Raw genomic sequence first — 26,081 nt, 5'->3', positions numbered from 1 at the left:
TCTTTAAGGTATATTTGCGGTGTTGTGGCATGAGAACATTCGGGTATCAGCCATGTTTCGTTCTATCAGCGTTGTTTGAAGCACGCAGTTTGGAAGCTGTGAATGGTGCAGTTGCACAGTTTGTCAATGGTACAAGTTGGAGTGTTGGAATGCGAAATCCTTCCTCTTGCTCTTTATACAGGACTTGAGGAGTTGTTTGAACTTTAAGATCACGTTCATTGCACACATTGAGAGGAAGAAAGTATGACCATTTCAAAATTATCTGCTTCAGAGCAAGAGACAATCACAGATGCGGTTTTAGCTAATAGCTTAAAAACTCAGCAAGAAAAAGGACCAGATTTACGCCAACTACACCCAAAAAGCCATGCGTTAGTTTGGGGAGAATTTATCGTCGAGAATGACATTCCTGCTGCACTAAAAGTTGGCGTGTTCGCAACAGTTCAAACCTATCCCATCTGGGTTCGTTTTTCCAATGCTGCAGAAGCAGAAAAGCGGGGTAAGTTAGTTTCAGATAAACAACCTAATGCTCATGGCTTGGCAATAAAGTTAATGAGTGTTGAGGGCGAAAAAGTTGTTGATGATGAAGAAAAAACTCAGGATTTTATTCTTCTCAATCATCCAGTCTTTTTCGTTCGAGATGTGCAAGGATATGTTGATCTTGCCAAAGTAGGAGGTGGACAAGCTGATCCAGAATTAACACAAGCCATGCAACCTTCTTTTGCAATACTCCAGGAAATGGCTAGTAAAAAAATCAGCAATCCACTTTTTATTCAGTACTGGAGTACGACACCATACAAATTAGGTTCTCAAGCTATCAAGTTCTCTGTCAAACCTCAACAAATAGAAGCAGTTTCTGACTCAATTCCAGAGTCTGATAATTATCTACGTGAAGCTGCAGTCAAATATCTGACTCAGGAAGGTCAGGATGCTTTTTTTGACTTTTTCATTCAGCTTTATGTAGATGAAGAAAAAACTTCTATTGAAAATCCAATGCAGGAGTGGAAAGAGGAAGATTCACCTTTCATCAAGGTAGCTACTATCAAAATTCCTAGCCAAAAGTTTGACTTTGATGAGCGAAAACGATTGGATGAGGGTTTATCTTTTAACCCTTGGCATACTTTACCTGAACATGAACCAATTGGTAGCGTGAATTTAGCTCGGAAAAAAATTTACCAAGAACTTGCTAAATATCGACGGGAGGAAATCGAAAAGCGTTTGAGAGAACCTCAACCTTACACTTTTACAGAGGATGATCCTCGTTAAATAGACTTCTTGCAAAAGTCATCATAACTGAGATCCTGCACTATTGTTATTTAGCTCCGACTAAGGAGGCAGAGGCTCCCAACCCTCGTTACCAGGCTCAGCCTGGTAACGAGAATAAGGCTCATCCCCTACACCCTTACACCCCTAGTTCACGACACATTCTTTACAGCAACTTGCTGTTGTTTATTTTGCAAGGATGCATACAGTCTATTCAATGCATTCACGTAAGCTTGAGCGGATGCTACGATGATATCTGTGTTTGCTGCATGACCGGAAAACACTCTACCCTCATGCTTAAGACGGATAGTGACTTCACCAATTGCATCAATACCCGCTGTGACTGATTGTACAGAAAACTCAATTAACTGGTTCGGTACGTTGACAACACGATTGATAGCTTTATAAACTGCATCTACTGGTCCTGTACCGATCGCAGCATCAATTAATTCTTCGCCTTCTGGAGTCCGCAGTGTAACTGTTGCAGTGGGACGAGCATTACTACCACAGGAAACTTGCACTAATTCTACACGGAATAAATCTGGAGCTTGTTGGATTTCATCAATAACAATTGCTTCCAAGTCCCAATCAGAAATTTCTTTCTTTTTGTCTGCGACTTCTTTAAACCTGACGAACGCTTTATTTAATTCAGTTTCTGTCAGTTCATAGCCTAATTCTCTCAAGCGTGTCCGGAAAGCATTTCTCCCTGAATGTTTGCCCAAGACAATTTGATTTTCTGTCAAGCCAACGAGTTGGGCATCCATAATTTCATAGGTGAGCTTATTTTTTAGCACACCGTCTTGATGAATTCCAGACTCGTGAGCAAAAGCATTCGCACCCACAATTGCTTTATTCGGTTGAACGAGCATTCCTGTCAAGTTAGAAACCAGACGGGATGTTTTGTAAATTTGTCTGGTGTCAATATTTGTTAATGGTTCTTCCGAATCAATTGAACGTCCAAAGAAGGGGTTGAAATATTGCCGACGGACGTGCAAAGCCATCACCAGTTCTTCTAATGCTGCATTTCCTGCACGTTCACCAATACCGTTGATAGTACATTCTAACTGTCTGGCACCATTTTTCACAGCTTCTAAGAAGTTAGCGACGGCCATTCCTAAATCATTATGTCCATGAACAGAAATAATTGCTTGATCAATGTTAGGTACGTTTTCTTTAATCCCTTTAATCAGTGCGCCAAATTCACTCGGTGTGGTGTAACCTACTGTGTCAGGAATATTAACTGTTGTTGCTCCTGCGGCGATCGCTCGCTCTAAAACTTGATAGAGGAATTCTGGCTCAGATCGTCCTGCATCTTCCGGAGAAAATTCTACATCATCAGTGAATGTTTTGGCATAAGCCACCATTTCTTCAGCAATTGCTATAACTTCTGATTTTGTCTTTTTCAGTTTGTACTTGAGGTGAATATCGCTTGTTGCAATAAAGGTATGAATTCTTCCTTTGGCGGCTGGCTTGATTGCTTGGGCTGCAGTTTTAATATCTTCGTGTCGCGCTCTTGCTAAACTACAAATCACAGGACCATCTTGTGTCCCCACAAGTTGAGCAATCTTAGTCACAGCCTCAAAATCTCCAGGGCTGGCAAAGGCAAAGCCTGCTTCTATCACATCCACACCCAGACGTGCCAGTTGCTTAGCGATAGTCAGTTTTTCATCTATGTTCAGTGTTGCTCCTGGACACTGTTCACCGTCTCGAAGTGTCGTGTCAAATATGATGATTCTCTCTTGTGTCGTGTTCATTTGCAGCTTGTTGTTGACTTCTTACTTGTGACTTAAAATACTTTTTACCTTAGTTTCTTTGCTATTCCTCTTGTAAATTATTGCTAAGGTAACTGAGAATCTACTTTTTCTATTCTGTCCCGAATATCATTTAAATCTATATATCTATCAGTAGCGTTACGTAGTTCTCTGGCTATCATTCCTTCTGTTGATACTACTGTAATATGCGTATTTTTCCCGCGTAACAGTTCTATTGCTCTTTCAAAATCTCCATCTCCACTAAATAAAACAACTCGGTCGTACTGATCTACTGTATTAAACATATCTACAACAATTTCTATATCTAAATTAGCTTTTTGTGAGTAACGACCAGATGAATCATCATAATATTCTTTTAAAATTTTTGTCCTAACTGTATAACCTAAACTAATGAGAGCATCTCTAAATCCTCGCTGATCTTGTAGATCTTTTAAGCCAGTGTACCAAAAAGCATTGATTAATGTTGTCTCTGATTGTTCGTGCCTAAAGTATTCTAAGACTCTTCGTGGGTCAAAAAACCAGCCATTTTTTTGTTGAGCATAGAACATATTGTTTCCGTCTACAAAAATAGACAGACGATTCATCGTAAAACCCATAGTAAAGTTACACCTAATAATATATAAGCAATTTAGATTTAACAATAGATGATAGCAGGAATTAGAAAATATTAAATTTGGTCGTATCTATAAATTATATATTGTCATATCTAGCTTTTATCTAACCTCTCGCATAGAAAAAATCGACGGAAGCATTTTAGTAGTCGCTGTCCTCCTGTTTAGTAGTGTTAACTTTTTTCTCTATTGGCTGGTAAGCGTGCCGCTATAATCAAAATCTACCAATAAAATTGACTACGTAACAGCATTCTTGAGTCTATACCAGTCAAGTTTACTCCTAAAGAGGTATCGAAAAGTTTAAGAATTAGGTCGCTTACCAAGGAGCAGACTGCCCGCATCGTCCAGACCGCTTTGTGCTGGCGTAACCTCTGTGAAGAAACACAGGGGTGTAAGGGTGTAAGGGTGTAGGGGTGTAGGGGTGTAGGGGAGCCACTGCCCTTGGGGTTCGCAGGCGACTGGCGAACCCCAAGGGGTCTCCTGCTCTCACGGCGACTGGCGTATGCGCAAAGCGCACGCCCAGAGGTCTAAAGCGCAGCGGAACCGGAGGTTCTCCCCGATAGCCCTCCGGGTTCGCCAGTCGCCTGACGCCACATTCTTCAACGGGGGGAACCCCCGCACAGAAGTGGCTCCGGAGGGAGACCCTCCCGCAGCGCTGGACTCACCGTAAGGCGTGGCCGAAGGGTTTAGGGGTGTAAGAGAAAAAGGTGTTTTTTCATTCGTAGCAGGTGGTGGACTGCCAGTTGAACTGCTGCTAAGGAGTTATGGAGCTATGCAAAGCCTCTGGTGGAGGAAATACAAAGCAGTGTCTGGGCAGGAGATATTCCGAATTCTGAGTAGAGTAAGGTAAACTAAGAGTACGGTTATGGTGCTAAAATTTACTATATCTAACCTATTGATCACTAAAACAATTCTTAGCCACTGTGAACTCACAATTTTTGAGGAGCCGCCTGAGAGTGCATCTACCGCAACAACTACCACTAATGGTGGCTGCTTCACTCACAGAAATTTGGAGAAGAAAACAGAATTGTTTACAAATCTATAAGATTTTCATTTCAGGTGTGTTGCACTTCAAGACTCTGTCAATAGATAAAAAATGTTGAACGTAATTAAATTAGCAGTCTGATATGGCACCAGAACCTACAACATTAACCAAAAAAAACGTCTCTGCTGCCAATCGACCGTCAAAGAATTCTACAAAAGCAACTTTGACGGTATCAGCACGTCGATCAAAGCGATTAGCTCGTTTGGGTCATTTACTTGCTGGTGTTTGCGCAGTGGGTGCTACACTCCTGGCAGCTTCGAATGTGAACTTGGCTAATTTCATGGAGAGCCAAGCTCAAAGTACATTTTATCTATTACGAAAACCACAAACCCCTCCGAAAGATATTGTGATTTTGGCAATAGATGAACAGTCCATATCACTTGGCGAGCAATACTATAAAGCAGATCCACAAAAATATAGTTTCTTTGAACCACTCCAAGCTTTTCCCTTTAAACGTGCTGCATATGCTCAAGTGATTGAGAAGTTAATCAAGGCAGGGGCACGTTCTGTTGCGTTAGATGTAGTTTTTAGTACGCCAAGTAGTTACGGTGTTGAAGATGATCAAAAGTTGCGACAGTCGCTGCAACGCTATGGAAGTAAAGTGACTCTGGCTGAACTCTACGAAGAGTCTCAAACACCTCAAGGTCCTGTCATGCAATTGACACAGCCCCGGCAAATGTTTCGCATTGGATCTGTGGCAATTGGCTCTGTTAATTTCCCTCTAGAGATAGATGGCAGAATTCACAAACTGGCTAATGAGTACCCCAAGGTCATCGATAAAGAAGATACTTTAACAGTGAAGATGCTCTCTTTTGATGAAGCAGCATTAAGAGCAGCCGAAGTAAATTATCCTCCACCCAAGGGCGATCGCATACATTTTTACGGGCCAGCAGAGACATTTGACCAAGTTCCCTTTTGGTACGTACTCGATCCAGAAAACTGGAACAATTTGCAGCAGCGCAAGCTTTTTAAAGACAAAATTGTGCTAATTGGAGCAACAGCTAAGTCAGACAAGGGGGACGATTATCATTCAGTCCCGGCTATGGGCAATTGGTTGTATCCAGAGCGAATGTCAGGGGTGGAGGTTCACGCCAACGCGATCGCAACTTTAATGCAAGATAAAGCAATCAGCGAAGCAATTGAGAATCCATTCATCCGTGGTTTATTTGTGCTTTGTTTAGTGAGTGGATGTGCAGTTATTATTACCTTAAGAAAAAGAGGTATAACTAGATTTGTCATTAGTATCGCCCTCGCTATAACTTGGGGAGGTATTAGCTATCTCACCTTTGTCTACAATTTACTCATCTTGCCGACTGCGGTACCGGTGGTGGCGATCGCCATGATTGGACTCGGTTACCTGGGAACAGAAGCAGCAAGAGAAATTATCAGGAAAAGCCAATTACTCGATATTTTCCAAAAATATTCCTCTCACCGTGTTGTTCAAGAAATCCTTAGCCAGCAGGATGACTTGAAAGATTTGTTACAGAAAAGGGAGATGGCAGTATCAGGAAAAATCTTGGATGGACGCTACAAAATTGTCAAAGTTCTTGGTTCAGGTGGATTTAGCGAAACTTACATTGCTGAAGATACCAAACTTCCAGATAACCCTTTGTGTGTTGTCAAGCAGTTAAAACCAGCTAACAGCAAACCAGAGCAGTTGGCGATCGCTAGACGTTTGTTTAGTTCCGAAGCTCAAAGCCTACAAAAACTGGGAATTTACAAACAAATACCACAACTTTTAGCTTATTTTGAAGAAGATGAAGAATTTTACCTAGTTCAAGAATATATAATTGGTCATGCTCTTAGCCAGGAAATGTTGCCAGGTCAACGGCTTCTAGAAACACGAGTTATCGAGATTTTACAGGATTTATTAGAAACATTGGCATTTGTTCACAACAATAACGTTATTCACCGAGACATTAAGCCCAGTAACATCATACGACGAGACTCAGACGGCAAACTGGTTCTGATTGACTTTGGTGCCGTTAAAGAAGTTACAACACAAGTCCTGGATCATTCAGAGCAAACTGCCTTCACCATTGGAATTGGCACTCGGGGTTATGCACCAAGTGAGCAATGCTACGGACGTCCACAATATAGTAGTGATATCTATGCAGTCGGCATGATTGGCATCAAAGCCTTGACTGGCATGGCTCCCCACGAAATAGAAAGAGATGCCAATGGAGAATTGAAATGGGTTGATAAGGCATACGTCAGCCACTCGTTGTCAAATATTCTTACTAAAATGGTGCGGGAAGACTTCCAACAACGTTATCAATCTGCATCCCAGGCTTTAGATGCGCTCGCTTTGTTGAGTAGTCAACACAGCGAACGAAGTTTGCTTCAACACAACTCAGTAGGGAGTTTTTCTTTAGAAGAGATAGAGACTCCTACCACACCTTGGACAGGAATATCCGAAGACAGTTCACAATCGGCTGTTTCCACATCTCTACTACCAAGTCGTTATGAAAATTCGATAGAAGACTGCCAGGATTTTCCTACTGACACACGCCCGTGATCCTCCCGCTTTCTTAGAATGTGGCCTCAGGCGACAGGCGTTCCCGGAGGGCTATCGAGAACGCCCGTCTCCTGCGCCGTGCTGACTCACAAAATCAGAGATTCTCTCGTTCCTTGCCTCTGGAAAGGAACGAGAAACTAAGTCTAGTAGTCACCAAATTAGGACAGGTCGAAGTCCCCATTTTATGGGGCTGTTATTCCATCCACCTGAAAGCCTCAAATCTATATGGGTAATACCATGTCCGCCTAATTAGTTATAATTCGGTGCATCTGTGCCAAAACCTGAAAACTCTTTCTCCGGTGCTCCCTACCCCCTGCTCCCTTACAGCCTTAATGATAAGTCTTTAACCGGACACGATATAAGACACTTTTTCGGGTCGGTAAAAGGGTTGGTAAATATCTCCACATCAGTCACCCCTGTCACATCTCGAAAAGCTTCCATTGCTCAGAAAAAGCTTGGATTTCGTCTGTTATCCGTTCTCCTAGATGCTCGTAGCAGACAATCACACTAACCCACCTTCCTGCACAAAGTTCAAAATTAAAGAATCTTTTTTTTGAATTTTGAGAGAAGTTTGAGCCCAGAACAGCGCCTTACCGAGTGTATCTGGCCATTACTTAGAGAACGATTAGCCAATGAAGTGTTTGATACCCTCGATTCTTTAGAGACCGTTTTGATTGAGCAGTGTCAGTGGTTGATGAACAATCCAACCACTGTCAAAGGAGAAGTCGGATTTTCCTGGTTGTGTTCAATATAACGAAATGTAACAATACTATCTTTGGCAACTTCGTATTACTAAAGTTATGTCGCCTCACCAGATTAGACATAGCGCGATAACCAGCTACCTCAATTCATCTGATGGTGATACGCGCGGTGCCCAAGCCCTCAGCCGTCACGCCGATGCCCGCACTTTGTCCATCTACGACAGTAATCGTCATCAACGCCAGAAGCATGTCTCCAACACATTGGGTGGAATGTTGGATTAAGGGATGAAAATAGCCAAAACGCCACCTGATGAGTTGTCCGACAAATTCTGTACTTAAGGAACAGTCTGCAAACTCAGGAACTGCGACTTACATACACAATTGTTCATACCACTTAAGTGATGAATTGCTGCTTTCAAGGAATGATATTCTCGTGGCGTAATCTCTCGAAGAGATCAAGGAAGGACAGCAGCGTTTTTTGATAATCGAGAAATCCAAAGCCCCTGCTCTTAGACATATCGTTGAGGCATTCGATTTCCCGGTCCAAATCTGCATCAGTATGCCACCAAGAGGCAAGTTGGGTCAACAAATGCGGCTTGAGACCGTGTTGAACAACAATACCATCCCACACTGGTTCAGCCTCTCTCATCTGTTCAGCCAAAGGAGTCGCATACCCAGGGTAAGGTGCGGCCTCAATGCCAAAGAATGCCGCGAGCTGTGGCCACAGCCAGCGCCAGCGGAAGATATCACCATTGACGATGTTGAAAGCCTGGTTGGCGGCTTCAGGCGTAATCGAAGCCCACTCGATATGCCGTGCGAGCAGACGTGCGTCGGTAACATCGACCAAGCTGTTGTACTGCTGGGACGAGCCGGGAAAGACAAAGGGGCGTCCGGTTTCGCGGCAGATAGTCGCGTACACTGAAAGTGTGACGCCCATGTTCATCGCGTTGCCGAGTGCGTAGCCAATGATCGTTGATGGCCTGTGAACACTCCACTTAAAGCCTCGCTGTGCTGCCTTTTCAAACAGAATATCTTCCAGCACGTAGTAGAAGTTCAGACCAGGGACACGAGGCTGCTCCTCCCGAAACGGCGTGTCCAACCTGCTTTGTCCATAGGTCTCGAACGAGCCTAGATAATTCTTCGTGCCGGTTACAAGCGCAACGTGAGTAAGCCTGGGTGCCTCATCCAACGCCTCAAGCAGGTTGCGAAGCATCGCACCATTGACATCGCAGTTCTCTTGCTCGGTAGCCTGACGAGACCAGGTACAGAAAAAAACGTGCGTCACATCGATTTGGACCAGTGCCGACTTCAGTTCGTCACGGTCGAGCAGATTTGCCGAAACGGGAAGGATTCCTTGCTCTGTCGATGGGTTGCGGGCTAGCCCGTACACCGTCCAATCGCTCGTCCTTACAAGGTGGTCGCAAAGGTTCTTGCCCACAATGCCTGTCGAACCTGCGACAAGCGCAATCTGTCTGGTGCTCATCAAGATCGTCCTTTCTACTGCAACTGTCAGTTTCAATAGTGCCACAGGTTGAAAACAAGTACCATCTGTGTGTACTGGTACCAGGATCAGTTGTACCATTATCACGTCTACGGCAAGTGATAGATGATTTTAGATCAAAGTGCGATGCCCTTGGCAACCACTTCGTGGTATCGCGCCACTTTTACGGAAAGAAATTTCTAAACTAGTATCGTAAGGTGCGAGTCAAAAAGCAACTTGACAGTGCCAGTTGGATCATTACGATGCTTTGCAACGATCAATTCGGCAATTCCTCTATCTTGCGTATCATTGTTGTAAGAATCATCTCGGTAAAGCATTAGCACCAAATCGGCATCTTGCTCAATACTGCCGCTATCTCTCAGGTTAGAGAGGATGGGGCGCTTATTTCGTTCTTGTAAGTCCTTACGGACACGCTGCGCGTTCGCCCAAGTCGCGTGCGCTTGCGCTTACGGGCACGCTGCGCGAACGGTGATGCGTGAATTTTGAATTTTAGCGTATCTCCTGAGCCTGCGGCACGGCTGCGCCAAACGGAGACGCGCTCGTCGCTTTGCGACGAGCGCGAGTGACTTCAACTAAACTGCTGCGCGTAGAATCTAGCATAGCGACGCCCAAGCGTTAACAATTCTTCATGAGTTCCTGATTCGACAATTTGCCCGCGTTCGAGAACTAAAATGCGATCGCACCGCCTGACTGTACTCAAACGATGAGCAATAATAAACACAGTTCGCCCCTCCATCAATCGTTCCAGTGCTTCCTGTACCAAAGCTTCCGACTCTGAATCTAAAGCAGATGTGGCTTCATCTAAAATCAGAATTCTGGGGTTTAATAAAACAGCACGTGCAATAGCAATTCTTTGTCGTTGTCCACCAGATAAATTTACCCCCCTTTCTCCCACCCATGTGTGATAACCATCTGGAAGTTGCGTAATAAACTGGTGAGCATTAGCAATTGAAGCCGCTTTCTCTACCGCTTCCATCTCAAAAGAATCTTGCCCGAAAGCGATATTTTGGGCAATTGTTCCAGAAAACATGATAGTTTCTTGAGGAACAATTCCAATCTGTCGCCGCAAGCTGTCAAGCGTAACATCCCGAATATTAACGCCGTCAATGAAGATCTCACCAGCAGTTGCATCATAAAAGCGGGGGAGAAGATTGACAAAAGTCGTTTTACCTGCACCCGAAGCACCGACAAGAGCGATCGCTTCTCCCGGCTGTGCCAACAAACTGATATCTTTTAAGACAGGTTCACCTGGTTTGTAAGCAAAAGACACACGACTATATTCCACCTTACCAGTCACTTGGGGAAGCAAAAGAGCATCTAATTTTTCTACCACAGTTGGCTGAACTGCCAACAATTCAAAAACTCGGTCAACAGAGGCCTCACCTTGCTTAAACTCATTGTAGTTGTTCGTAACGTGACCGATAGGATCAATTAACAACGCTGCTGCAGTCAGGTAGCTGAAAAACTCTGCCACCGTCAAGTTATCATTCGCAATTTGCGCCGCGCCAACGAATAGTAGTGTTAAAGCACTCACAGCTTCTAAGAATCCTACAATAGGAATTTGAATTGCTTTGAGCCGTTCCACTGAGTATTTCGCGCTCATTGTGCGTTCTGCTTCCCGACTAAACCTGGCAGTTTCGTAGTTTTCTGCAGCAAAAGCTTGTACTATGCGGATACCACTAACAACTTCGGTGAGTATTGCTGATAAGTCTGAGATGCGATTTTGACTTTTAAGAGAGAATCGGCGTAACCGTTCACCAAACCAACCAATTAAAATACCCATTAACGGTGCAACGATGACTATGGCTAATGTCAGTTGCCAATTCAGAGAAATCATGTAAATGGGAATTGCTACTAGCTGCAAAATGCAGGGGATAAAGTCGTGGAAGACTTTGTGCACAACTTCCCCAACTCGGTCGATATCTTCAGTGAGGCGGTAAGATAAATCACCTGACTTGGCAGTTTCAAAATAGCTGAGATTGAGCTTTTGCAAATGTGAGTAAACTTTTTTACGGAGGTTAAAAGCAACTCGCAGTGCTGCTTTTGCCATGTAGATATCTTGCACGGACTGAAAAAAGCCTCGTACGAGAAAGACTGCTGCGATGATGGCAAGTTGTAGGGCGATCGCCTTCAAATCCCCCCCACCAAAGACAGTTGCAAATCGACGCACATATGTCAGAAGTGACAAAGTTGCCAGGACATATCCTAAAATGCCAATGAACCCCTTAACGATAGTTTGCCATTGGGGTCGAATATACGGTAGAAGCTGCCAATAGTTAGAGCGCGTTTTCAAGCTGTCACATCCACAAAAAGACTCTTCTTTGTTTGACGCTATCAGCTTTTGTGTAGTTTCTGAAGACTTATTGATGTTGGAGCGCGAATGACTAATACCGTTTCACTTTAAGGTTGATACAAATGGGGAGCAGGGAGCACCGGAGCAGGGGGAAAGAATTAGAAACCAATCATTTGTATCAGGGATTTCGTGAAATGGTATAAGCTGTAGGTTTATTGAGAAACATACCATTTTTCAAAAAGGTCGCTTTCCAGCCCCATCCAAGCGCCGCTATCATCCACGTTGATAGACGCCCTCCCTCTGGTCGGGCGTCACCGCCAAAATTTATAAGTTAAACTTGTGTGAACGCCTAACTTCTTTGAGATTTACCTTATCAATCAAATTTGGGGTGTCATATCAAATCCGGTAGCATCTGAGTGATAAAAAAACCGCAGAGGCGCAGAGGACACAGAGAGAGAGAGGAAGGAGGAAAAATTCCGATATAAACGGATTTGATATCACCTGTGCTTGCAAATTTGCACGCTAGCATTTGCCTCATCTCAAAAGCTGATTCTTCCGTCTGACCCGCGCGACTCCGAACATTCCACCGAACTCCGAACATTAGCACCGCCACCGCGCGGTCGCTTCGCTCCCGCGTCTGCTATCGTCAACTCAAAAAAAGTGTAGCTAAAGTTACAAAAAAATATCGGGCGCAGGATCTATATCCCCAGAGTAAGCAAAATTTGCGCCCGATATTTTTGTAGTACATTTCAAAAAGCTCTCCATAAATGTTTCAGGCTGTGTGTACTACAAAAATTTTGCTCCAAAAACCCGACGACTCGATTTTTTGGAGCAGATTTTGACTTTCAACTATTGCTAAATGCTTCTATTAAAAGCAATTTTTGAAGGAGATAATCAGGGTTTCAGCGATTGTCTGATGGCTGAAATCGATCCAAGTATAAATACTTGGTTCATTTCAGTCATTTTCAAATATGAGATTTGAAATCAATTTTTTTTTAGATGAAAAATGTTCTCAGACACCAAAATCACCCATAAACACATCGAGATGCAGGTGATTATGAGTTATGAAGGGTGGCTCGGCGACGACGCGCTATTGTTAACTGACCCTCACCCACCTAAGTTTTGGCAATCTGTCAGGAGTCACCTAGGAGAGATATGGTGTCTAGGTGGTACACCAGGATTAATAGTGGCTGCCAACTCTTCTAACAATTTTCCACACTTAGTTTGCGGTGTTTTGACTGTTAAGTGATAACCACGTAATTCAGTAAAATTATGTACCATTGCAATTAATTTCCTATTCGTAAAAAGCCAATCTACCAATTCGGTAGATCGTCCGTAAACACGGCAAAAATTCAACTTGCTTTAACTAGGGTATGGCATCTGTTGCATCAGCATAGTAACGAGTACTAATACAACGATGCCTAACAAAACACTGATAAACAACAGACCTACTTGAGAGCCAGCGCCTAGTTGCTTATTTTCTAGACCACCAGTCTTGGCGGGTGACCTAGCTGGGAATGAATTGATCGGGTTAAAGCTACTAAAATCAGGTCTAACGACAACAGAACTTAATAGTTTATTTGATTTTAAATGTAAATCTGTTTCCATATAATTATTCTAAAAAAAAATGCTAAAAAAACCGTTTTATGGTATAAAAATTATTCTTCAACCGAGAAGACTACACACTATCGTTTTTATTTTCAAATATTCTACCGCCGCCCATTCCCGCCACCACACCCGCTACTCTCAGAGCGCAAAACCAACACAGTAAGCGTTTCACAACATTAGTTGTGATGAGGCTTATAGACGCCTCTAATGGGATATTTGCAAAATAAACTAACGTACCTGAAAGAAATTTTGAAGGTGTTGCAGTCTATTATAGAGGGGCTTTTTGATGAACATTGCACAAAACACCTACGTTGAAAGATGCCCTCCTTCCGGTTGGAGCGATCACGCCACACCCCGGAAATTTTCAACTTCAAAAACGACCACCATAGCTGGCTGTTAGTTTTTTTTAGATCAGACGGTGGCTAATTAGTCGAGTGTATTTGCCAGCACAAAAATTCTTAATCAAATCCCAATCTTTTGAGGGAATTAAAGGAAACTTGATCTAATTACTATTACAAATAGCTGGTAGAAAAAAGCCCCCATTTTTCAAAGATGGTAGCTAATTCTGTACCCTCCAAAACTATCTGGAGGGCATTTTATCTTACCTAATTAAAAAAATCCGACCTCCTTAGCTGGCTGTCGGTTTTTTAATACGTCAACCACGCCATAACCCTATCCATACTTTTTAATAAAAAACCCTCAGTGGCGCTCCGAGGGTTTCTGTCAAGTTATTGTTAAACATTTGGTTTCTCCAATACTATAGCTATCGGGTTTTTAGAAAACCCCTTTCTCAAGCATGAGTTGAAGTTACAAATAACTGTGTTGACCAATACCTCAACCACGCCATAACCTGATCCACAGTTCTTAATTAAAAACCCCCAGTGCCGCTCCGAGGGTTTCTGTCAAGTTATTGTTAAACATTTGGTTTCTCCAATACTATAGCTATCGGGTTTTTAGAAAACCCCTTTCTCAAGCATGAGTTGAAGTTACAAATAACTGTGTTGACCAATACCTCAACCACGCCACAACCTGATCCACAGTTGTTCATTAAAAACCCCCAGTGACGGTCTGAGGGTTTATACCGAATTAACGTCCCATATGTTCCAATACTATAGGTGTTGTTTCTTGTAAGACCCTTGTCTATTGCAGGATTTAAGTTACAATAAACTGTGTTGACCAATACGTCAACCACGTCATAACCTTGTCCACTGCTTACAATAAAAAAAATCCCCAGACCTGTTACTAGGGGATTATGTCGAATTACTTGTATTCGTTCCAATATTACTAGTGTCGTATTTGTAAACCCCTTTCTAAAGCAGGAATTTAAGTTACAATAAACTGTGTTGACCAATACATCAACCTTTTTCTATTGGAGCGCCCCCTACGGCCACGCTTATGGACATTCGGGCAACCAAGTTGCCCCGACCGCGCCCGTCCACAACAGCCGCCACAGGAACCGTCACAGCTTACAATTAAAAACCCCCAGATCTGCTACTAGGGGTTACATCGGAGATTTGTAATTGTTGTCCCAATATTACTCACGTCGTTTTTTGTAAAACCCTTGTCTATTGTAGGAATCGCTCGTTACAAAGAACTGTGTTGACCAATACGTCAACGTTTTTTATTGCTGTATGGATATCAATCATCCACAGTTTACCGTTTTGAAAAATCCGCAAGATATCAATTTAACTGGATTAAGTCAGCTTGATTCTATGAAACACGCCTAAACATTCCTCTTGGCTAAACCAAATTGAGATTTGGTTTAGTATCCTTGTACGTAAATTGCTAAAGCGTGCGAGCTTTTATAGCAAAGATAATCTCAAAACCCGCATCGAAGATTTCATCAACTACTTTAATCGCACTATGGCGAAACCATTTAAGTGGACTTATAAGGGCAAGGTTTTGGCTGCTTAATGGTAACTCTATTTCCGCCGTGCTGTACTAGTCGCACCAAGCTTGGAAGTCCGTGATGATGTCTGGGGTTGTGGTTGTGGTTTGATTTCAAATTTGAGTGTTCATCGTCGTATTTGAAATAGTCATCAACGTAATTTCCTTAACATCTCACCGATGAACCAAAGTAAAACCAACTGCTCCTTAATACTGAGTTGATTGAATGATTCAACAATAGCTGGAACTGCATTAGCAACTTGAGTGTCACCAAAAATGGAGTGTGCAGACTTGATAGTAAATGACATTTTTTCAAAATCCCCAGAATCAAATGACATTGATTTGTTGAAAGTTTTTCAAAAATGGTGATACTAACTTTGGAATTCGAGTTCTAACTGCTTTTCGAGACTTAGCTCACCATGTCTAGAGGCATGAGCCAAAACCAGTTGTGTCATCGCTAAACAGGCAAGCATAACAACGAACTCATCAAAATCCAGGGGTTTGGTGAACCACAGGTCAAAGCCAACACACAGAGCACGTTGAAGCATCCTTTCATTGATATAGTCTGTCACAGCAATGGCTAGCACCACTTTCCCTTGCTCTCCTGTTTTGGTTCTCACTTGTTGAATCAGCGAATAGCCATCCTCCTTTGGCAGGGCAATGTCACTTACGAGGACATCAGGTTGCCATTCCACAAATATTTTCAAAGCTTGCTGGGTTAAAAATGCTGTTTGCACCTGGACACCATAGGGTTGCAGTAACACTGCGAGCAATTCGCACAAATCGACATTATCGTCTACAACAAGTACTCGCAGCCCTTGGAGGGACTGAAGATTAGTCGGAAATTTCTTATTTGAACACATACCTGTCCCAATCGTCATTTCAGCTACACCTGGATTAATAGTGGTTGCCCATTCTTCTAACAATTTGTCACGTTTAGTTTGCAGTCCTTTAACTGTTAAGTGATAACCACGTAATTCAGCAAATTATGTACCATTGCAGTTAATTTCCTATTCGTAAAAAACCGAGTGTAGGATGAGTGATGTCTTATTGATTTACCTACAGCATGACAGGCTACTGTTTCATTTCTGGGGTTATTTGTTTAACTACAATATAAAATATTACAAAGGTTTCCAAGGTTGGTAACCTCTTAAATCCTACTAAGTAACCGTTGATTAGTTAGTTTTGGGATATACCTGCTAAAATTGCCTGCAACGCGTCTATACCCAAAAACAGCCGTGACTACCGCACCGCTAAAAACAAACCCATACTAGCTCATCCTGGAAGAACTATTTATTGGATAAGGCTTGGCTACGGAATGAGGTGCTTGTCTACCAAAAACAAAACCCCACAACCACATCGGATTATGGGGATAATTACTAGTTTTTCGTTGATAAGACAGAAAATTACCATTTAGGATTTGTATTCATCAACACAAAAAAATTTACATCGATTCAGACTTATGTATGACTTTTAATAACAGGCAAATAAATCTAAAGAAAGATTTAAGTAGCGATGATTGAAGACAATAATTCCTAATATAAAAATCCTATTTGATTTTTGAAAAAAATCACGAGAAAATACGGATAAGTGTACAAGTGTAAGAGTAGACAATGACCAATCAGGATCTACAAACGGCAACACGCCCTGTAGTGGCAACTGCGATAAGCCGGAGGCTTGACGCAAAGCGTATCGCGGAGTTACAGGATTTTATCGCAGGTTGTCGTGATGCCCGTGAGGCAAGAAAAGCCTTGGCGGTCAAGTTGGTTTACCAAGATTACTTGTACGAAGAAATCCAAACTATTTTAGATGTGTCTTTAGGCTCGATAACAGGTTGGAAACAAGCCTATGAGCAAGATGGAGTTGATGGACTACGGTTAAACTACAAAGGGAAGAAAAGCTACTTGAGTAGCGAACAACGAGAAGAAGTATTGAGATGGTTGCAAACCAAGGACTGTTGGGAGCTTGGAGAACTAGAGTATAAGTTAGCTTTTGAATACGACCTGGTTTATGAGTCAAAACAAAGTTACTATGACTTGTTCGATGCAGCTGACATCAGTTGGAAGAAAACAACAAAGCTAAATCCGAAAGCCGATGCAGAAGCTGTTGCAGAAAAAAAAAGAGATTCAGTCATTGTTGGCAAACCACCGCTACAAAATCCAAACACGAAAGCTAAGAGTACTATTAATTGATGAGTGCCATTTAATGTGGGGAGACTTAAGCGGCTATGTCTGGGGGAAAACAGACTCAGAAATTGCGGTTCCAGTTGTAAATGAGCGAAATAAACAAACTTACTATGGGGCAGTAGACTATATTACAGGATAATTATTGCTCAAAGCCTACGATGCAGGAAACTCAGATTCGACTATTGATTATCTACGCTATCTTCTAACACAGTCCCCCAACCAGAGATTACTGATTTTTTGGGATGGTGCGATGTATCACCGTTCCAAACAAGTTCGAGGTTTTTTGGATGAGATTAATCAAGGACTACCGACCAACCAATGGCAAATATACTGCGTTCGCTTTGCTCCCAATTGTCCAGAACAAAATCCAATTGAGGATATTTGGTTGCAAGCTAAAACATGGGTTCGACGTTTCTGCGCCTTGATTCCAAAATTCTCGCATTTGAAGTGGATGTTTGAGTGGTTTATTCGACACACTACCTTTGATTTCCCCACTCTTGGGATGTACGGAGTTTTTTCAAAAATCAAATAGGAGTCCTATATACTCGTCGTGTCCTGAATCATCAACACCACATCATGTTCTTTGATTCGAGCAACTGTGCTTTTTACATGGGCGTTAGGTATATCATCTGGCTGAAAGTAGGGTGAGTTCCAAAAATCGTATGCTGCGCTGGTTGCGGCTATGTTTCCACAGGCTTGAGGTACGCTACTGCTTGGTTGTACTGCCAAATCTTCTACGATCCTTACTAGACGCTTGTTTCGTCTTGTGTCTCCTAAATCTGCCTGTTTTAATTCAACTGAAGCCCATTTTTCCATGATCCACTATTACCCGCAAATATTCTCTTCTCTCAAAAACTATACCTATCAATGTTTTTGGCATATTTTAACTAATACCAATTCTGTATGAACATGCGCCCAATTATATGAGGAACGAACCGCGTAGACGCGCAGCGGCTTCCCGCAGGGTAGGGCGCAAAGCACACAAAGAAAGAAGAAGTCAAGAAAATTTGGCGCATCCTCACAAAGAAATGGTATAAGTTGTATAAATGTTGAGAAAGATGCGGGTAATGGATAGCTTTTTAAGGGGGGGACAAAGAGGGGCTCGACCAAAATATTTTATACTTCTCAAACATCCTCTAAACCTTCTCCGTCATTTATTCTTGTTTTCTTTAATAAGATGAAGAATTGATGGCAATAAAGAAACAACAATAATTAATCCAATAATGGGTAACAAATACTTATCTAGCTGTTCAGCTGGTAGAGATTTTCCTAAGAAAAATCCTAACAGAGTGATGCCGAATGTCCAAAGAAACCCACCAATCAAGTTATAGGACATAAATGTGCGATAATCCATGCTACCAACGCCAGCAATAATGGGCGCGAAAGTCCGCACAATTGGAACAAATCGAGCTAAGATAAGCGTTTTTTTACCATGTTTTTGATAAAATTTGGTTGTTGAGATCAAATGTTTTTTATGAAATAACCATGAATCTTCTTTTTGAAAGAGCCTACGACCAAATTTGTATCCAGTCGCATAACCGACATTATCACCAAGTACTGCAGCAAGAAAAGCGCCAATGATGAGAATCCAGATATTAAGCGGTGATTGCGGAACAGATGCTATAAATCCAGCAGTAAATAGCAAACTATCTCCAGGTAGAAAAAAGCCAATCAGTAACCCAGACTCTGCAAATACAATTGCCCATACTCCAAAGTAGCCTAAAGACTTTATTGTTTCTACTAAATCAAAATGCATAGAATATCCTCTAAATCAATAACTTATTTAACACAAATTTAGAGGAATATCAGAATTTTTTTTGGCGATAGCGTTTGCGTAGCGCCCCTCCGGGGCTAGCGCTGCTGCTTTGCTGCACGCGCACTTATAGTGCTTTTCCGTTGCATACACGCAAATGGAACGAGATAAGTCAGCAACCATAAATCCCCCAGAACAGTTGTCATCTATACTAGTTACTGAAGATAATTCGGTTTGGATTAACTTACCAGAACTAAGGAACATCCTCATACATAAGTATGAAAAATTACATAATCACAGCTTATTACTCGTTCATTTCTTTCATTGTCGCCAAGGCTGAAGGAGACAATTTACTCAGATAGCGGAATATCCAGTATTTAAAAATAGTGTCCAAAATCACAGGAAAAGTGGCAATAAAAAGAGATATTGCGCTTTTTTGTGCTGGAAGCCCTAAATGTTCCGCAAATGCTTCAAGAATCACCTCCCAACCATGTGGTGAGTGAAATCCGACAAATATATCTGTGAATAAAATAATCAAGAAAGCTTTAGCACTGTCACTCAAACCATAGATAACATCATCCATGAAAGATTTCACAATTGCAATTTCTCTTTTGCTTGTAACAATTACGAATGCAAAAGCTACAAGTGACAGCAAATCAGCAAAAACATTGCTAATAGCGCTATTGCCTTTCTCTTTAAATTCTTCAGCAATTTCGTGGACTTTATTTTTTACTTTTTCCTCTACGGCTTCTGAAGAAAGTGGTGGTGCTTTACTAATTAGGCTCTGAAACTTTAATTTTTCTTCAAAAGTTTTTAACTCTGTCAAAGCTTCTTCTTCCATTTCATAGTTGAGGAAAACGTGACTTAGATTTTCGCCTCTTATCCGCTCTACAATTGGACTAACTAAGAATTGTTTAGAGAGATACTGAGTTAAGAGCGGCACAATAACTAGGATTACCAAAAATCTGACAGCACTTCTTGTTCTCTTTCTAGAACTTTGAAAATTTCTAATATATTGTTGTTCTGCTTCCGGCGAAAAATCTGCTTTAATTCTATTTAATGTTCTTCCAATTGATCTAGGAAATATACCTGTTTTATTAAAAAGAGGGTCACCTTTTATATTGTTTACACCAGATGAATCTGACTGGTTATTAACTTCGTCACGGTTAATTTCTAATGGTTGAGAGACTGGTGTTATCCCGTCCTGATTTAATTCTTGTTCTAAATTATATTTGAGGCTCACCTCATCAATAAAAGTTAGTTTCTCTAAAAAAGCAGAACTTGACATATTCAACAGAGAAGAACTTAAACGGAACTCTGCTAATTTTGCCTTGATAATCATTAAGTTCTTGTTAAGAGAAACCTGCCAATAAGCCCTGACACTGTCAGTGTAGTTGCTTAAATAAGGTGTAATTTTTTTACCATTAAACTGATCGATCTCAATATTTCTAATTCTTTGAGCAGCCTCGTAAGCTTCTAATAGTGCTCTTTCTGGTGTACTCAGGAACCGTTTGTTACCAGCCTGTAAGTATTGTTGAATTTTTTGTCCGATGAATCCTGAATTTTTGTTTAAAAACGAAATTTTCATATTCTACTCTTGATTTCTTATAGATTTTACTGTTATTATTTTATTTAATTTAAAAATCATTAATTGCTAAAAACCTATAATTTATCTTTATACTTGATTAGCCAATTAGATTGGGTATCCTATTCTGAGTGTACACCTAGCAGCTTCGATTTATTTTATAATTGTGAAGCACTTGCCCATCAGTTAACCATAAGCTGGACTAGCGTAAAGCAGCACCCATAACCAGGCAAGAACCCAAATCATAATTAATCCCAATATACGAAGTAGGATTTGTTTCATCATGTTGTGCTTGGTCTTTTGTCAAAAATCATTTGTCCCCAACAAAGGACAAATGACTTATGATTAATAACTACTTCCAATCCTTACCAATCCGGATTGTGATATCAGATTCTAGATCGCCCGTCGCGGACACTTCAACCTGACCCAAACCTAAGATTTTTTGTAATTGTTCTCCTGCTTGTCGGTTGCCTTTTTGGACAATAATCTTAGTTTCGCTTCGGTTATCAGACCAATCTGGTATAGCGTAAACTTTTGTAAATCCTTGCTGTTTAAGATTATTGATAACTTTTTGAGTTAGTTGAGGTTTTCTAGAAGCATTCTGAATGGCAATTTTCAGGCTAGCGGGCGGTTTGACACTTGAGGACACACCCCCTATTGTCACCCCAGCGTAATCTTGTAGCAAGTCAACTCGCCCAGTCAGATCCAACCAATAGCTACTCGGATCTTGGCTCAGACGGCTGAAAATTCCAGGTAATATGGTCATCTGGTAATTATCTCGCTCTATATTCAAAGTAAAGTTCACTATTGCCATCATTTCTTCCAGCTTGAGGTTAGTGTCGAAGTGCCTTCCCATAACGCGGATGATCTGAGGCAATTTGGGTAAAACAGTAGGACTGTTTAGGCGATCGCGCAATCCCACCAAAAGTGCTTGCTGTCGCTGGACTCTTTCCAAATCGCCCATACCTGGTTCGCGAAACCGCACAAACTGTTCTGCCTGTTCACCATTGAGTGTTTGCCAGCCGTTGACTAAGTTAATCGAAAATCGTGTTGCAGGATCTTTGTTAACCATTGGTTTAGGAACAAAAACCTCTACTCCACCCAACTGATCCACTAGGCGTCGTAACCCACTGGTAGAAATACGAATATAGCGGTCAATAGGTGCATTACTGAGAGTACGACTGACAACCCGCGCTGCTAAAACTTTACCTCCTTGCGCGTTGGCATCAGATACCTTAGTTAATCCTTTTCCTGGAATAGCTGTCATGGTATCTTTAGGGATAGAAAGTACCCGGATTGTTTTGTTGCTTGGATCGAGTCGTATCAGCAGTATCGTATCGCTATGACCTGCAAAACTTTCGGGAGTTCCATCTACACTGCCAGGTACTGGCTCAATACCCATGACCAAAATATTCATTGGTCGAGTGAGGTGATATTGTGAAATGTTACTCCACAGCTCCCCTGGTAGAGGTATTTTTTGGTCTTTCCCACCCAATCCTACTTCTTCATCTGTTCGATCAATGTCACTCCACAGTGGAGTCCAAAGTGCCAAACTCGATACCAGCAAACCCGACAAGGTCATTCCTACAACAATTGTCAATACCCAAAAAAGCCATCGAGGCATGGCTAACCCCAGCCGATGATACAGCTGGCTGGGAACAGAACCCGAAGATACGAATTTACGAGAAATACTTTTTTGGTTTGTGAGTGTTACCCCATTTGAGGATTGTTGTAATTTATTTGAGCTGCTCTGGTGTTTTTGACTTGCTATTTGCTTGACCACAATACTTTCCCCACTCATCCACTCCCTAAACGTAATGTTAATGCAACTTAAAAATCTTGCCGGTGAACTACCTTACTCGAAGTTTGAGTAAGAGTGTAAATTTATCATCTAACCTCATCCTAGCTATCCTACGGTAAGTCCCCCAGAGTCGCTCTATACCTTTACCATTCGCTTTTTATGGTGTCTATTTGTGTCATTTCCTCTGACTTGATCCAAGTATATTTATACTTCATTACTTTTATTTGTCACAGTACACTTGTAGTATTCTTTAGTAAGTTACTCTGACCCAATGACTAGAACTTTGTTCCCTGTAATCCTTGCTGGTGGGAAAGGTGAGCGTTTTTGGCCCTTGAGTCGTCAAAATCGACCCAAGCAATTTTTGAATCTTGATGGTACTGACAGAAGCCTCCTACAAGCAACGGCTGACCGACTATTGACACTTGCAGGTGGTTGGGATAACCTGTGGGTTATTACTTCTGGTCAGATAGCTCAAGGAGTTACAGAACAACTACCCGAGTTGCCATCAGATAACCTACTTGTTGAGTTGCAGGGAAGGGACACCGCTGCAGCGGTTGCCTGGACAAGTTTGGAAATTCAAAGACGTTATGGAGACGACGCTATTATCGGTTTTTTCCCCGCTGACCATTGGATAGCCGACCAAGAAGCATTTCTATGTACAATAGATGCGGCAATTCAGCTTGCAGCTACCCAGGCAGCAATTGTCACACTCGGGATTAAGCCTGCCTTTCCATCAACTGGTTACGGCTATATCGAACAAGGGGAAAAGATTGGCAGTTTTAAGGAGTTGCCAGCTTATCACGTCAACCGGTTTACTGAAAAGCCTGACCGTCAAACGGCTGAAAACTTTCTCTCTACAGGACGTTTTAGCTGGAATAGCGGGATGTTTGTTTTTCGAGTAGGTGTTGTTCTCAAGGAACTGCACAGACACGCTCCAGAAATTATCGAACCGATAGAAAAGTTCGGTCCTGATATCTACCAGGATCTCCCTAAGAAAAGTATAGACTATGCTTTGATGGAAAAGACAGATATTGCTTATGTCTTACCCGCAGAATTTGGCTGGGATGATTTGGGAGATTGGAATGCGATCGAGCGTTTACTGAAAAAAGAAGGCATCCCCAATGTTGAATTTGCGACTCATATCGGACTGGACACACAGGGAGCTATAGTCTATTCCACAAATGAGGAGGATGTCATTGTTACAATTGGGTTAGAAGATGTGGTGATTGTGCGCGATCGCAACGTTACCCTGATTGTCAAAAAAGACCGTACCCAAGAAATTAAGCAAGTCCTCAAAACCTTACAAAGTGATGCGCGATTTTCTAACTTGCTTTAAAACTTAAAACCCCTGGCAGAGGCGCATGAGGTGTATCAACCAGTATAACATTTGTGTCTGTTATTTCATTTGAACAATTATGCAAATTAGTCGTTATCAGCCTCTAGCCAAAAGCATGGCAATAAACAGCATTATTGCCTATCAAAAGCAGATTTCTCCTCGTAAAGGATTTTCGTGTCCCCATCGTTTATTACACGGTGGGGATTCCTGTTCAAATTACGTTAGGCGGATGCTGAGCGAACGCAGTTTTATAGAAGCTGTCAAATCATCTTTATCAAGATTTAAGGATTGCACTAGAGCAAGCCAAACCCTTAAAACCAACAGCAGTACCAACGGCTTCAGGTGTATCATCATTCCCTGCTGCTTACCTCTATAACCCCTCTGTTTGCTTTGTATTTTTTTGTGATCTTTGCGGCTCAATAAAACTATGTTCCTCACCCAAACTGTTCCTCGTCAAAGAGAAATCATTGAAGTCCTGCTTCGTAATGGTTGGGACTATATGCGACGACTGCTGACTGGAGGAAAAGCCGATGAACCCCAGCTACCCCCACCTGCTGTTTTAAAGAACATCTTGGTAGACTTAGGACCAGTCTACATCAAGCTAGGTCAGTTAATGTCTACCCGTCCAGACTTGCTGAGCGGAGCATACATAGAGGAATTGTCAACACTACAAGATGAAGTACCACCAGTTCCTTGGGCAGATGTAGAAGTCGTCATTCGCAAACAGCTCAAACGTCCTTTAGAAGAAACCTTCGCTACAATAAATGCGATCGCAGTCGCAGCAGGCTCGATTGCCCAGACACACAAAGCCACACTCGTAGATGGGCGGGAAGTCGCTCTCAAGGTGCAACGTCCAGGAATTGATATCACTGTTCCCCAGGATATCGCCTTAATTCAAGGTATAGCCGATTTAGTGGCTCGTACCGAATTTGGGCAAAATTATGAAATCAAAGCGATCGCCGAAGAATTTACCAAAGCCTTAGAAGATGAATTAGATTTTACACGGGAAGCAAGTTTCACCGATCAGTTACGACGCAATTTATCCCAGAGTCGCTGGTTTGATCCCACACAATTAGTTGTTGCCGAAATTTTCTGGGATTTGACGACACCAAAATTACTCGTGATGGAGTGGCTCAACGGAGGTCCTCTGTTAGACGCAGATCTTGAGAGTGACAACAATGGCAAAGATCCAGCCGAAAAACGTAAAGAAATTACTACATTACTATTCCGAGCTTTCTTTCAGCAACTGTATATTGATGGCTTTTTCCACGCTGATCCCCATCCTGGTAACTTATTTTATCTAAAAGATGGTCGCGTTGCTCTGTTGGACTGTGGCATGGTGGGACGGCTTGATCCCCGTACACAAGGCATATTGATAGAAATGTTGTTGGCAATTGTAGATCTAGATGCTCAGCGGTGTGCTCAGTTAACTTTGCAGCTGGCGGAGTCTACACAGCCAGTGATTATGGTTAAACTGGAAAATGATTATGACCGAATGCTGCGAAAGTATTACAACTTGAGCGTATCGCAAATTAATTTCAGTCAAATCATCTACGAACTTTTGCAAGTCGCTCGTAACAACAAAATTCGCTTGCCCAGTAACATGGGTTTATATGCCAAAACCCTGGCTAACTTAGAGGGAGTGGCACGAGGATTTAACCCAGAGTTGAACTTTCTCGATGAAATTCAGCCATTGCTGACAGATGTGTTTCGCCAACAGTTGCTTGGTGACAATCCCGTGCGATCGCTCCTTAGAACAGCTTTGGATGTCAAAAGTCTTTCTTTACAATCTCCTCGACTCCTAGAGTTTCTGCTAGAGCGAATTACCTCGGAAACATTACAGTGGAATATCTCACTGCGTGGTTTAGATAGCTTACGCCGAACAACAGATGATGCTGCAAATCGTCTTTCTTTTAGCATCTTAGTGGGTTCACTGATTATGGGTGCAGCAATTATCTCTAGCAACGCGAGGACATCTCAGTTGTTGTTATTGAGCAATGTGTTGTTTGCTACTGCTAGTTTATTGGGGCTGTGGTTAATTATCAGTATTTTGCGCTCAGGACGGCTACGTTAACAAGAATAGGACTTACGCACGAACAACGTAACTATACTCATTGCGACCGCATCTCCTGCGGAGACGCTACGCTAACGCGCAGCGTGCCGTTAGGCATAGGGAAGCAATCGCAACCGGCTCTTTTAAAGTAGCGCGTGCGTAAGTCCTAAA

At 42.1% G+C, this 26,081-nt stretch carries 18 protein-coding genes and 5 pseudogenes; 10 read left to right on the top strand and 13 right to left on the bottom strand.

Features of this window, described 5'->3' with window-relative positions:
- Nucleotides 1-29: 29 nt before the first annotated feature.
- Both AC5JM2_RS27365 and AC5JM2_RS27360 read left to right on the top strand, forming a co-directional pair.
- The gene (locus AC5JM2_RS27365) at nucleotides 30-188 is read left to right on the top strand and encodes a hypothetical protein (protein WP_495837959.1); all 159 of its coding nucleotides are present in this window, start codon (nucleotides 30-32) and stop codon (nucleotides 186-188) included.
- Nucleotides 189-243: 55 nt separating this feature from the next.
- Nucleotides 244-1,263, top strand: coding sequence for a catalase family protein (locus AC5JM2_RS27360; RefSeq protein WP_495837958.1), 1,020 nt, complete (start codon nucleotides 244-246; stop codon nucleotides 1,261-1,263).
- A 149-nt stretch (nucleotides 1,264-1,412) separates the two neighbouring features.
- Here AC5JM2_RS27360 and AC5JM2_RS27355 read toward each other — a convergent pair whose 3' ends face one another.
- Both AC5JM2_RS27355 and labA read right to left on the bottom strand, forming a co-directional pair.
- A complete protein-coding gene (locus tag AC5JM2_RS27355) occupies nucleotides 1,413-3,014 on the bottom strand; it encodes a 2-isopropylmalate synthase (RefSeq protein ID WP_495837957.1) in 1,602 nt (533 codons plus the stop codon).
- A gap of 83 nt (nucleotides 3,015-3,097) precedes the next feature.
- On the bottom strand, nucleotides 3,098-3,628 hold the full coding sequence (gene labA, locus AC5JM2_RS27350) for a low amplitude/bright protein LabA (protein ID WP_495837956.1): 531 nt from the start codon (nucleotides 3,626-3,628) through the stop codon (nucleotides 3,098-3,100).
- Nucleotides 3,629-4,770: 1,142 nt separating this feature from the next.
- Here labA and AC5JM2_RS27345 point away from each other — a divergent pair.
- From AC5JM2_RS27345 to AC5JM2_RS27335, 3 genes and pseudogenes are all read left to right on the top strand, one after another.
- The gene (locus AC5JM2_RS27345) at nucleotides 4,771-7,206 is read left to right on the top strand and encodes a CHASE2 domain-containing protein (RefSeq protein WP_495837955.1); all 2,436 of its coding nucleotides are present in this window, start codon (nucleotides 4,771-4,773) and stop codon (nucleotides 7,204-7,206) included.
- 586 nt (nucleotides 7,207-7,792) lie between these two features.
- Nucleotides 7,793-7,960 (top strand): annotated as a pseudogene (locus tag AC5JM2_RS27340) (IS630-like element ISAva6 family transposase); the annotation flags it as partial.
- Nucleotides 7,961-8,006: 46 nt separating this feature from the next.
- Nucleotides 8,007-8,189: a hypothetical protein gene (locus AC5JM2_RS27335; RefSeq protein ID WP_495837954.1), complete on the top strand. Its 183-nt coding sequence runs from the start codon at nucleotides 8,007-8,009 to the stop codon at nucleotides 8,187-8,189.
- 133 nt (nucleotides 8,190-8,322) lie between these two features.
- Here AC5JM2_RS27335 and AC5JM2_RS27330 read toward each other — a convergent pair whose 3' ends face one another.
- The 5 genes and pseudogenes from AC5JM2_RS27330 to AC5JM2_RS27310 all read right to left on the bottom strand — a co-directional run bounded on the left by AC5JM2_RS27330 (nucleotide 8,323) and on the right by AC5JM2_RS27310 (nucleotide 13,309).
- Nucleotides 8,323-9,390, bottom strand: a complete 1,068-nt coding sequence (locus AC5JM2_RS27330; protein ID WP_495837953.1) for an SDR family oxidoreductase — start codon at nucleotides 9,388-9,390, stop codon at nucleotides 8,323-8,325.
- Between the two features lie 197 nt (nucleotides 9,391-9,587).
- Nucleotides 9,588-9,812, bottom strand: a pseudogene (locus tag AC5JM2_RS27325) (DnaB-like helicase C-terminal domain-containing protein); the annotation flags it as partial.
- 164 nt (nucleotides 9,813-9,976) lie between these two features.
- Nucleotides 9,977-11,701, bottom strand: a complete 1,725-nt coding sequence (locus AC5JM2_RS27320; protein WP_495837952.1) for an ABC transporter ATP-binding protein — start codon at nucleotides 11,699-11,701, stop codon at nucleotides 9,977-9,979.
- A 1,140-nt stretch (nucleotides 11,702-12,841) separates the two neighbouring features.
- Entirely contained in the window at nucleotides 12,842-12,982 is a 141-nt protein-coding gene (locus AC5JM2_RS27315) for a hypothetical protein (RefSeq protein ID WP_495837951.1), read from the bottom strand.
- Nucleotides 12,983-13,063: 81 nt separating this feature from the next.
- Entirely contained in the window at nucleotides 13,064-13,309 is a 246-nt protein-coding gene (locus AC5JM2_RS27310; RefSeq protein WP_495837950.1) for a hypothetical protein, read from the bottom strand.
- Between the two features lie 1,731 nt (nucleotides 13,310-15,040).
- Between AC5JM2_RS27310 and AC5JM2_RS27305 the strand changes: the two are divergent.
- Nucleotides 15,041-15,223, top strand: a pseudogene (locus tag AC5JM2_RS27305) (IS630 family transposase); the annotation flags it as partial.
- Nucleotides 15,224-15,348: 125 nt separating this feature from the next.
- On the opposite strand, the gene AC5JM2_RS27300 reads toward AC5JM2_RS27305, so the two are convergent.
- Together AC5JM2_RS27300 and AC5JM2_RS27295 are read right to left on the bottom strand one after the other, a co-directional pair.
- Nucleotides 15,349-15,504, bottom strand: coding sequence for an orange carotenoid protein N-terminal domain-containing protein (locus AC5JM2_RS27300; RefSeq protein WP_495837949.1), 156 nt, complete (start codon nucleotides 15,502-15,504; stop codon nucleotides 15,349-15,351).
- 63 nt (nucleotides 15,505-15,567) lie between these two features.
- On the bottom strand, nucleotides 15,568-16,122 hold the full coding sequence (locus AC5JM2_RS27295) for a response regulator (protein ID WP_495837948.1): 555 nt from the start codon (nucleotides 16,120-16,122) through the stop codon (nucleotides 15,568-15,570).
- A gap of 687 nt (nucleotides 16,123-16,809) precedes the next feature.
- Between AC5JM2_RS27295 and AC5JM2_RS27290 the strand changes: the two are divergent.
- Nucleotides 16,810-17,914, top strand: a pseudogene (locus AC5JM2_RS27290) (IS630 family transposase).
- A gap of 8 nt (nucleotides 17,915-17,922) precedes the next feature.
- On the opposite strand, the pseudogene AC5JM2_RS27285 reads toward AC5JM2_RS27290, so the two are convergent.
- From AC5JM2_RS27285 to AC5JM2_RS27270, 4 genes and pseudogenes are all read right to left on the bottom strand, one after another.
- A pseudogene (locus AC5JM2_RS27285) lies at nucleotides 17,923-18,198 on the bottom strand (IS4/Tn5 family transposase DNA-binding protein); the annotation flags it as partial.
- Between the two features lie 334 nt (nucleotides 18,199-18,532).
- Nucleotides 18,533-19,138 (bottom strand): DedA family protein, encoded by a 606-nt coding sequence (locus AC5JM2_RS27280; RefSeq protein ID WP_495837947.1) that lies wholly within the window; start codon nucleotides 19,136-19,138, stop codon nucleotides 18,533-18,535.
- Between the two features lie 301 nt (nucleotides 19,139-19,439).
- Nucleotides 19,440-20,723, bottom strand: coding sequence for a proton extrusion protein PcxA (locus AC5JM2_RS27275; protein ID WP_495837946.1), 1,284 nt, complete (start codon nucleotides 20,721-20,723; stop codon nucleotides 19,440-19,442).
- Between the two features lie 349 nt (nucleotides 20,724-21,072).
- The gene (locus tag AC5JM2_RS27270; protein ID WP_495837945.1) at nucleotides 21,073-22,521 is read right to left on the bottom strand and encodes an LCP family protein; all 1,449 of its coding nucleotides are present in this window, start codon (nucleotides 22,519-22,521) and stop codon (nucleotides 21,073-21,075) included.
- Between the two features lie 271 nt (nucleotides 22,522-22,792).
- Here AC5JM2_RS27270 and AC5JM2_RS27265 point away from each other — a divergent pair, with 271 nt between their 5' ends.
- The 3 genes from AC5JM2_RS27265 to AC5JM2_RS27255 all read left to right on the top strand — a co-directional run bounded on the left by AC5JM2_RS27265 (nucleotide 22,793) and on the right by AC5JM2_RS27255 (nucleotide 25,931).
- Nucleotides 22,793-23,857, top strand: a complete 1,065-nt coding sequence (locus tag AC5JM2_RS27265; RefSeq protein ID WP_495837944.1) for a mannose-1-phosphate guanylyltransferase — start codon at nucleotides 22,793-22,795, stop codon at nucleotides 23,855-23,857.
- 79 nt (nucleotides 23,858-23,936) lie between these two features.
- A complete protein-coding gene (gene yidD, locus AC5JM2_RS27260) occupies nucleotides 23,937-24,233 on the top strand; it encodes a membrane protein insertion efficiency factor YidD (RefSeq protein ID WP_495837943.1) in 297 nt (98 codons plus the stop codon).
- Between the two features lie 51 nt (nucleotides 24,234-24,284).
- Nucleotides 24,285-25,931: an ABC1 kinase family protein gene (locus tag AC5JM2_RS27255; protein WP_495837942.1), complete on the top strand. Its 1,647-nt coding sequence runs from the start codon at nucleotides 24,285-24,287 to the stop codon at nucleotides 25,929-25,931.
- The last annotated feature ends 150 nt before the right edge of the window (nucleotides 25,932-26,081 follow it).

Source organism: Brasilonema angustatum, from assembly GCF_059505445.1.
Note: the sequence above shows the minus strand (reverse complement) of the source record. Positions and strands in the feature narration are given on the sequence as shown.

Excerpts from the sequence above, each read along its gene's own strand:
- AC5JM2_RS27365 (WP_495837959.1), top strand. The coding sequence starts at position 30 with ATGAGAACATTCGGGTATCAGCCATGTTTCGTTCTATCAGCGTTGTTT.
- AC5JM2_RS27360 (WP_495837958.1), top strand. The coding sequence starts at position 244 with ATGACCATTTCAAAATTATCTGCTTCAGAGCAAGAGACAATCACAGAT.
- AC5JM2_RS27355 (WP_495837957.1), bottom strand. The coding sequence starts at position 3,014 with ATGAACACGACACAAGAGAGAATCATCATATTTGACACGACACTTCGA.
- labA (WP_495837956.1), bottom strand. The coding sequence starts at position 3,628 with ATGGGTTTTACGATGAATCGTCTGTCTATTTTTGTAGACGGAAACAAT.
- AC5JM2_RS27345 (WP_495837955.1), top strand. The coding sequence starts at position 4,771 with ATGGCACCAGAACCTACAACATTAACCAAAAAAAACGTCTCTGCTGCC.
- AC5JM2_RS27335 (WP_495837954.1), top strand. The coding sequence starts at position 8,007 with ATGTCGCCTCACCAGATTAGACATAGCGCGATAACCAGCTACCTCAAT.
- AC5JM2_RS27330 (WP_495837953.1), bottom strand. The coding sequence starts at position 9,390 with ATGAGCACCAGACAGATTGCGCTTGTCGCAGGTTCGACAGGCATTGTG.
- AC5JM2_RS27315 (WP_495837951.1), bottom strand. The coding sequence starts at position 12,982 with ATGGTACATAATTTTACTGAATTACGTGGTTATCACTTAACAGTCAAA.
- AC5JM2_RS27310 (WP_495837950.1), bottom strand. The coding sequence starts at position 13,309 with ATGGAAACAGATTTACATTTAAAATCAAATAAACTATTAAGTTCTGTT.
- AC5JM2_RS27300 (WP_495837949.1), bottom strand. The coding sequence starts at position 15,504 with ATGTCATTTACTATCAAGTCTGCACACTCCATTTTTGGTGACACTCAA.
- AC5JM2_RS27280 (WP_495837947.1), bottom strand. The coding sequence starts at position 19,138 with ATGCATTTTGATTTAGTAGAAACAATAAAGTCTTTAGGCTACTTTGGA.
- AC5JM2_RS27275 (WP_495837946.1), bottom strand. The coding sequence starts at position 20,723 with ATGAAAATTTCGTTTTTAAACAAAAATTCAGGATTCATCGGACAAAAA.
- AC5JM2_RS27270 (WP_495837945.1), bottom strand. The coding sequence starts at position 22,521 with ATGAGTGGGGAAAGTATTGTGGTCAAGCAAATAGCAAGTCAAAAACAC.
- AC5JM2_RS27265 (WP_495837944.1), top strand. The coding sequence starts at position 22,793 with ATGACTAGAACTTTGTTCCCTGTAATCCTTGCTGGTGGGAAAGGTGAG.
- yidD (WP_495837943.1), top strand. The coding sequence starts at position 23,937 with ATGCAAATTAGTCGTTATCAGCCTCTAGCCAAAAGCATGGCAATAAAC.
- AC5JM2_RS27255 (WP_495837942.1), top strand. The coding sequence starts at position 24,285 with ATGTTCCTCACCCAAACTGTTCCTCGTCAAAGAGAAATCATTGAAGTC.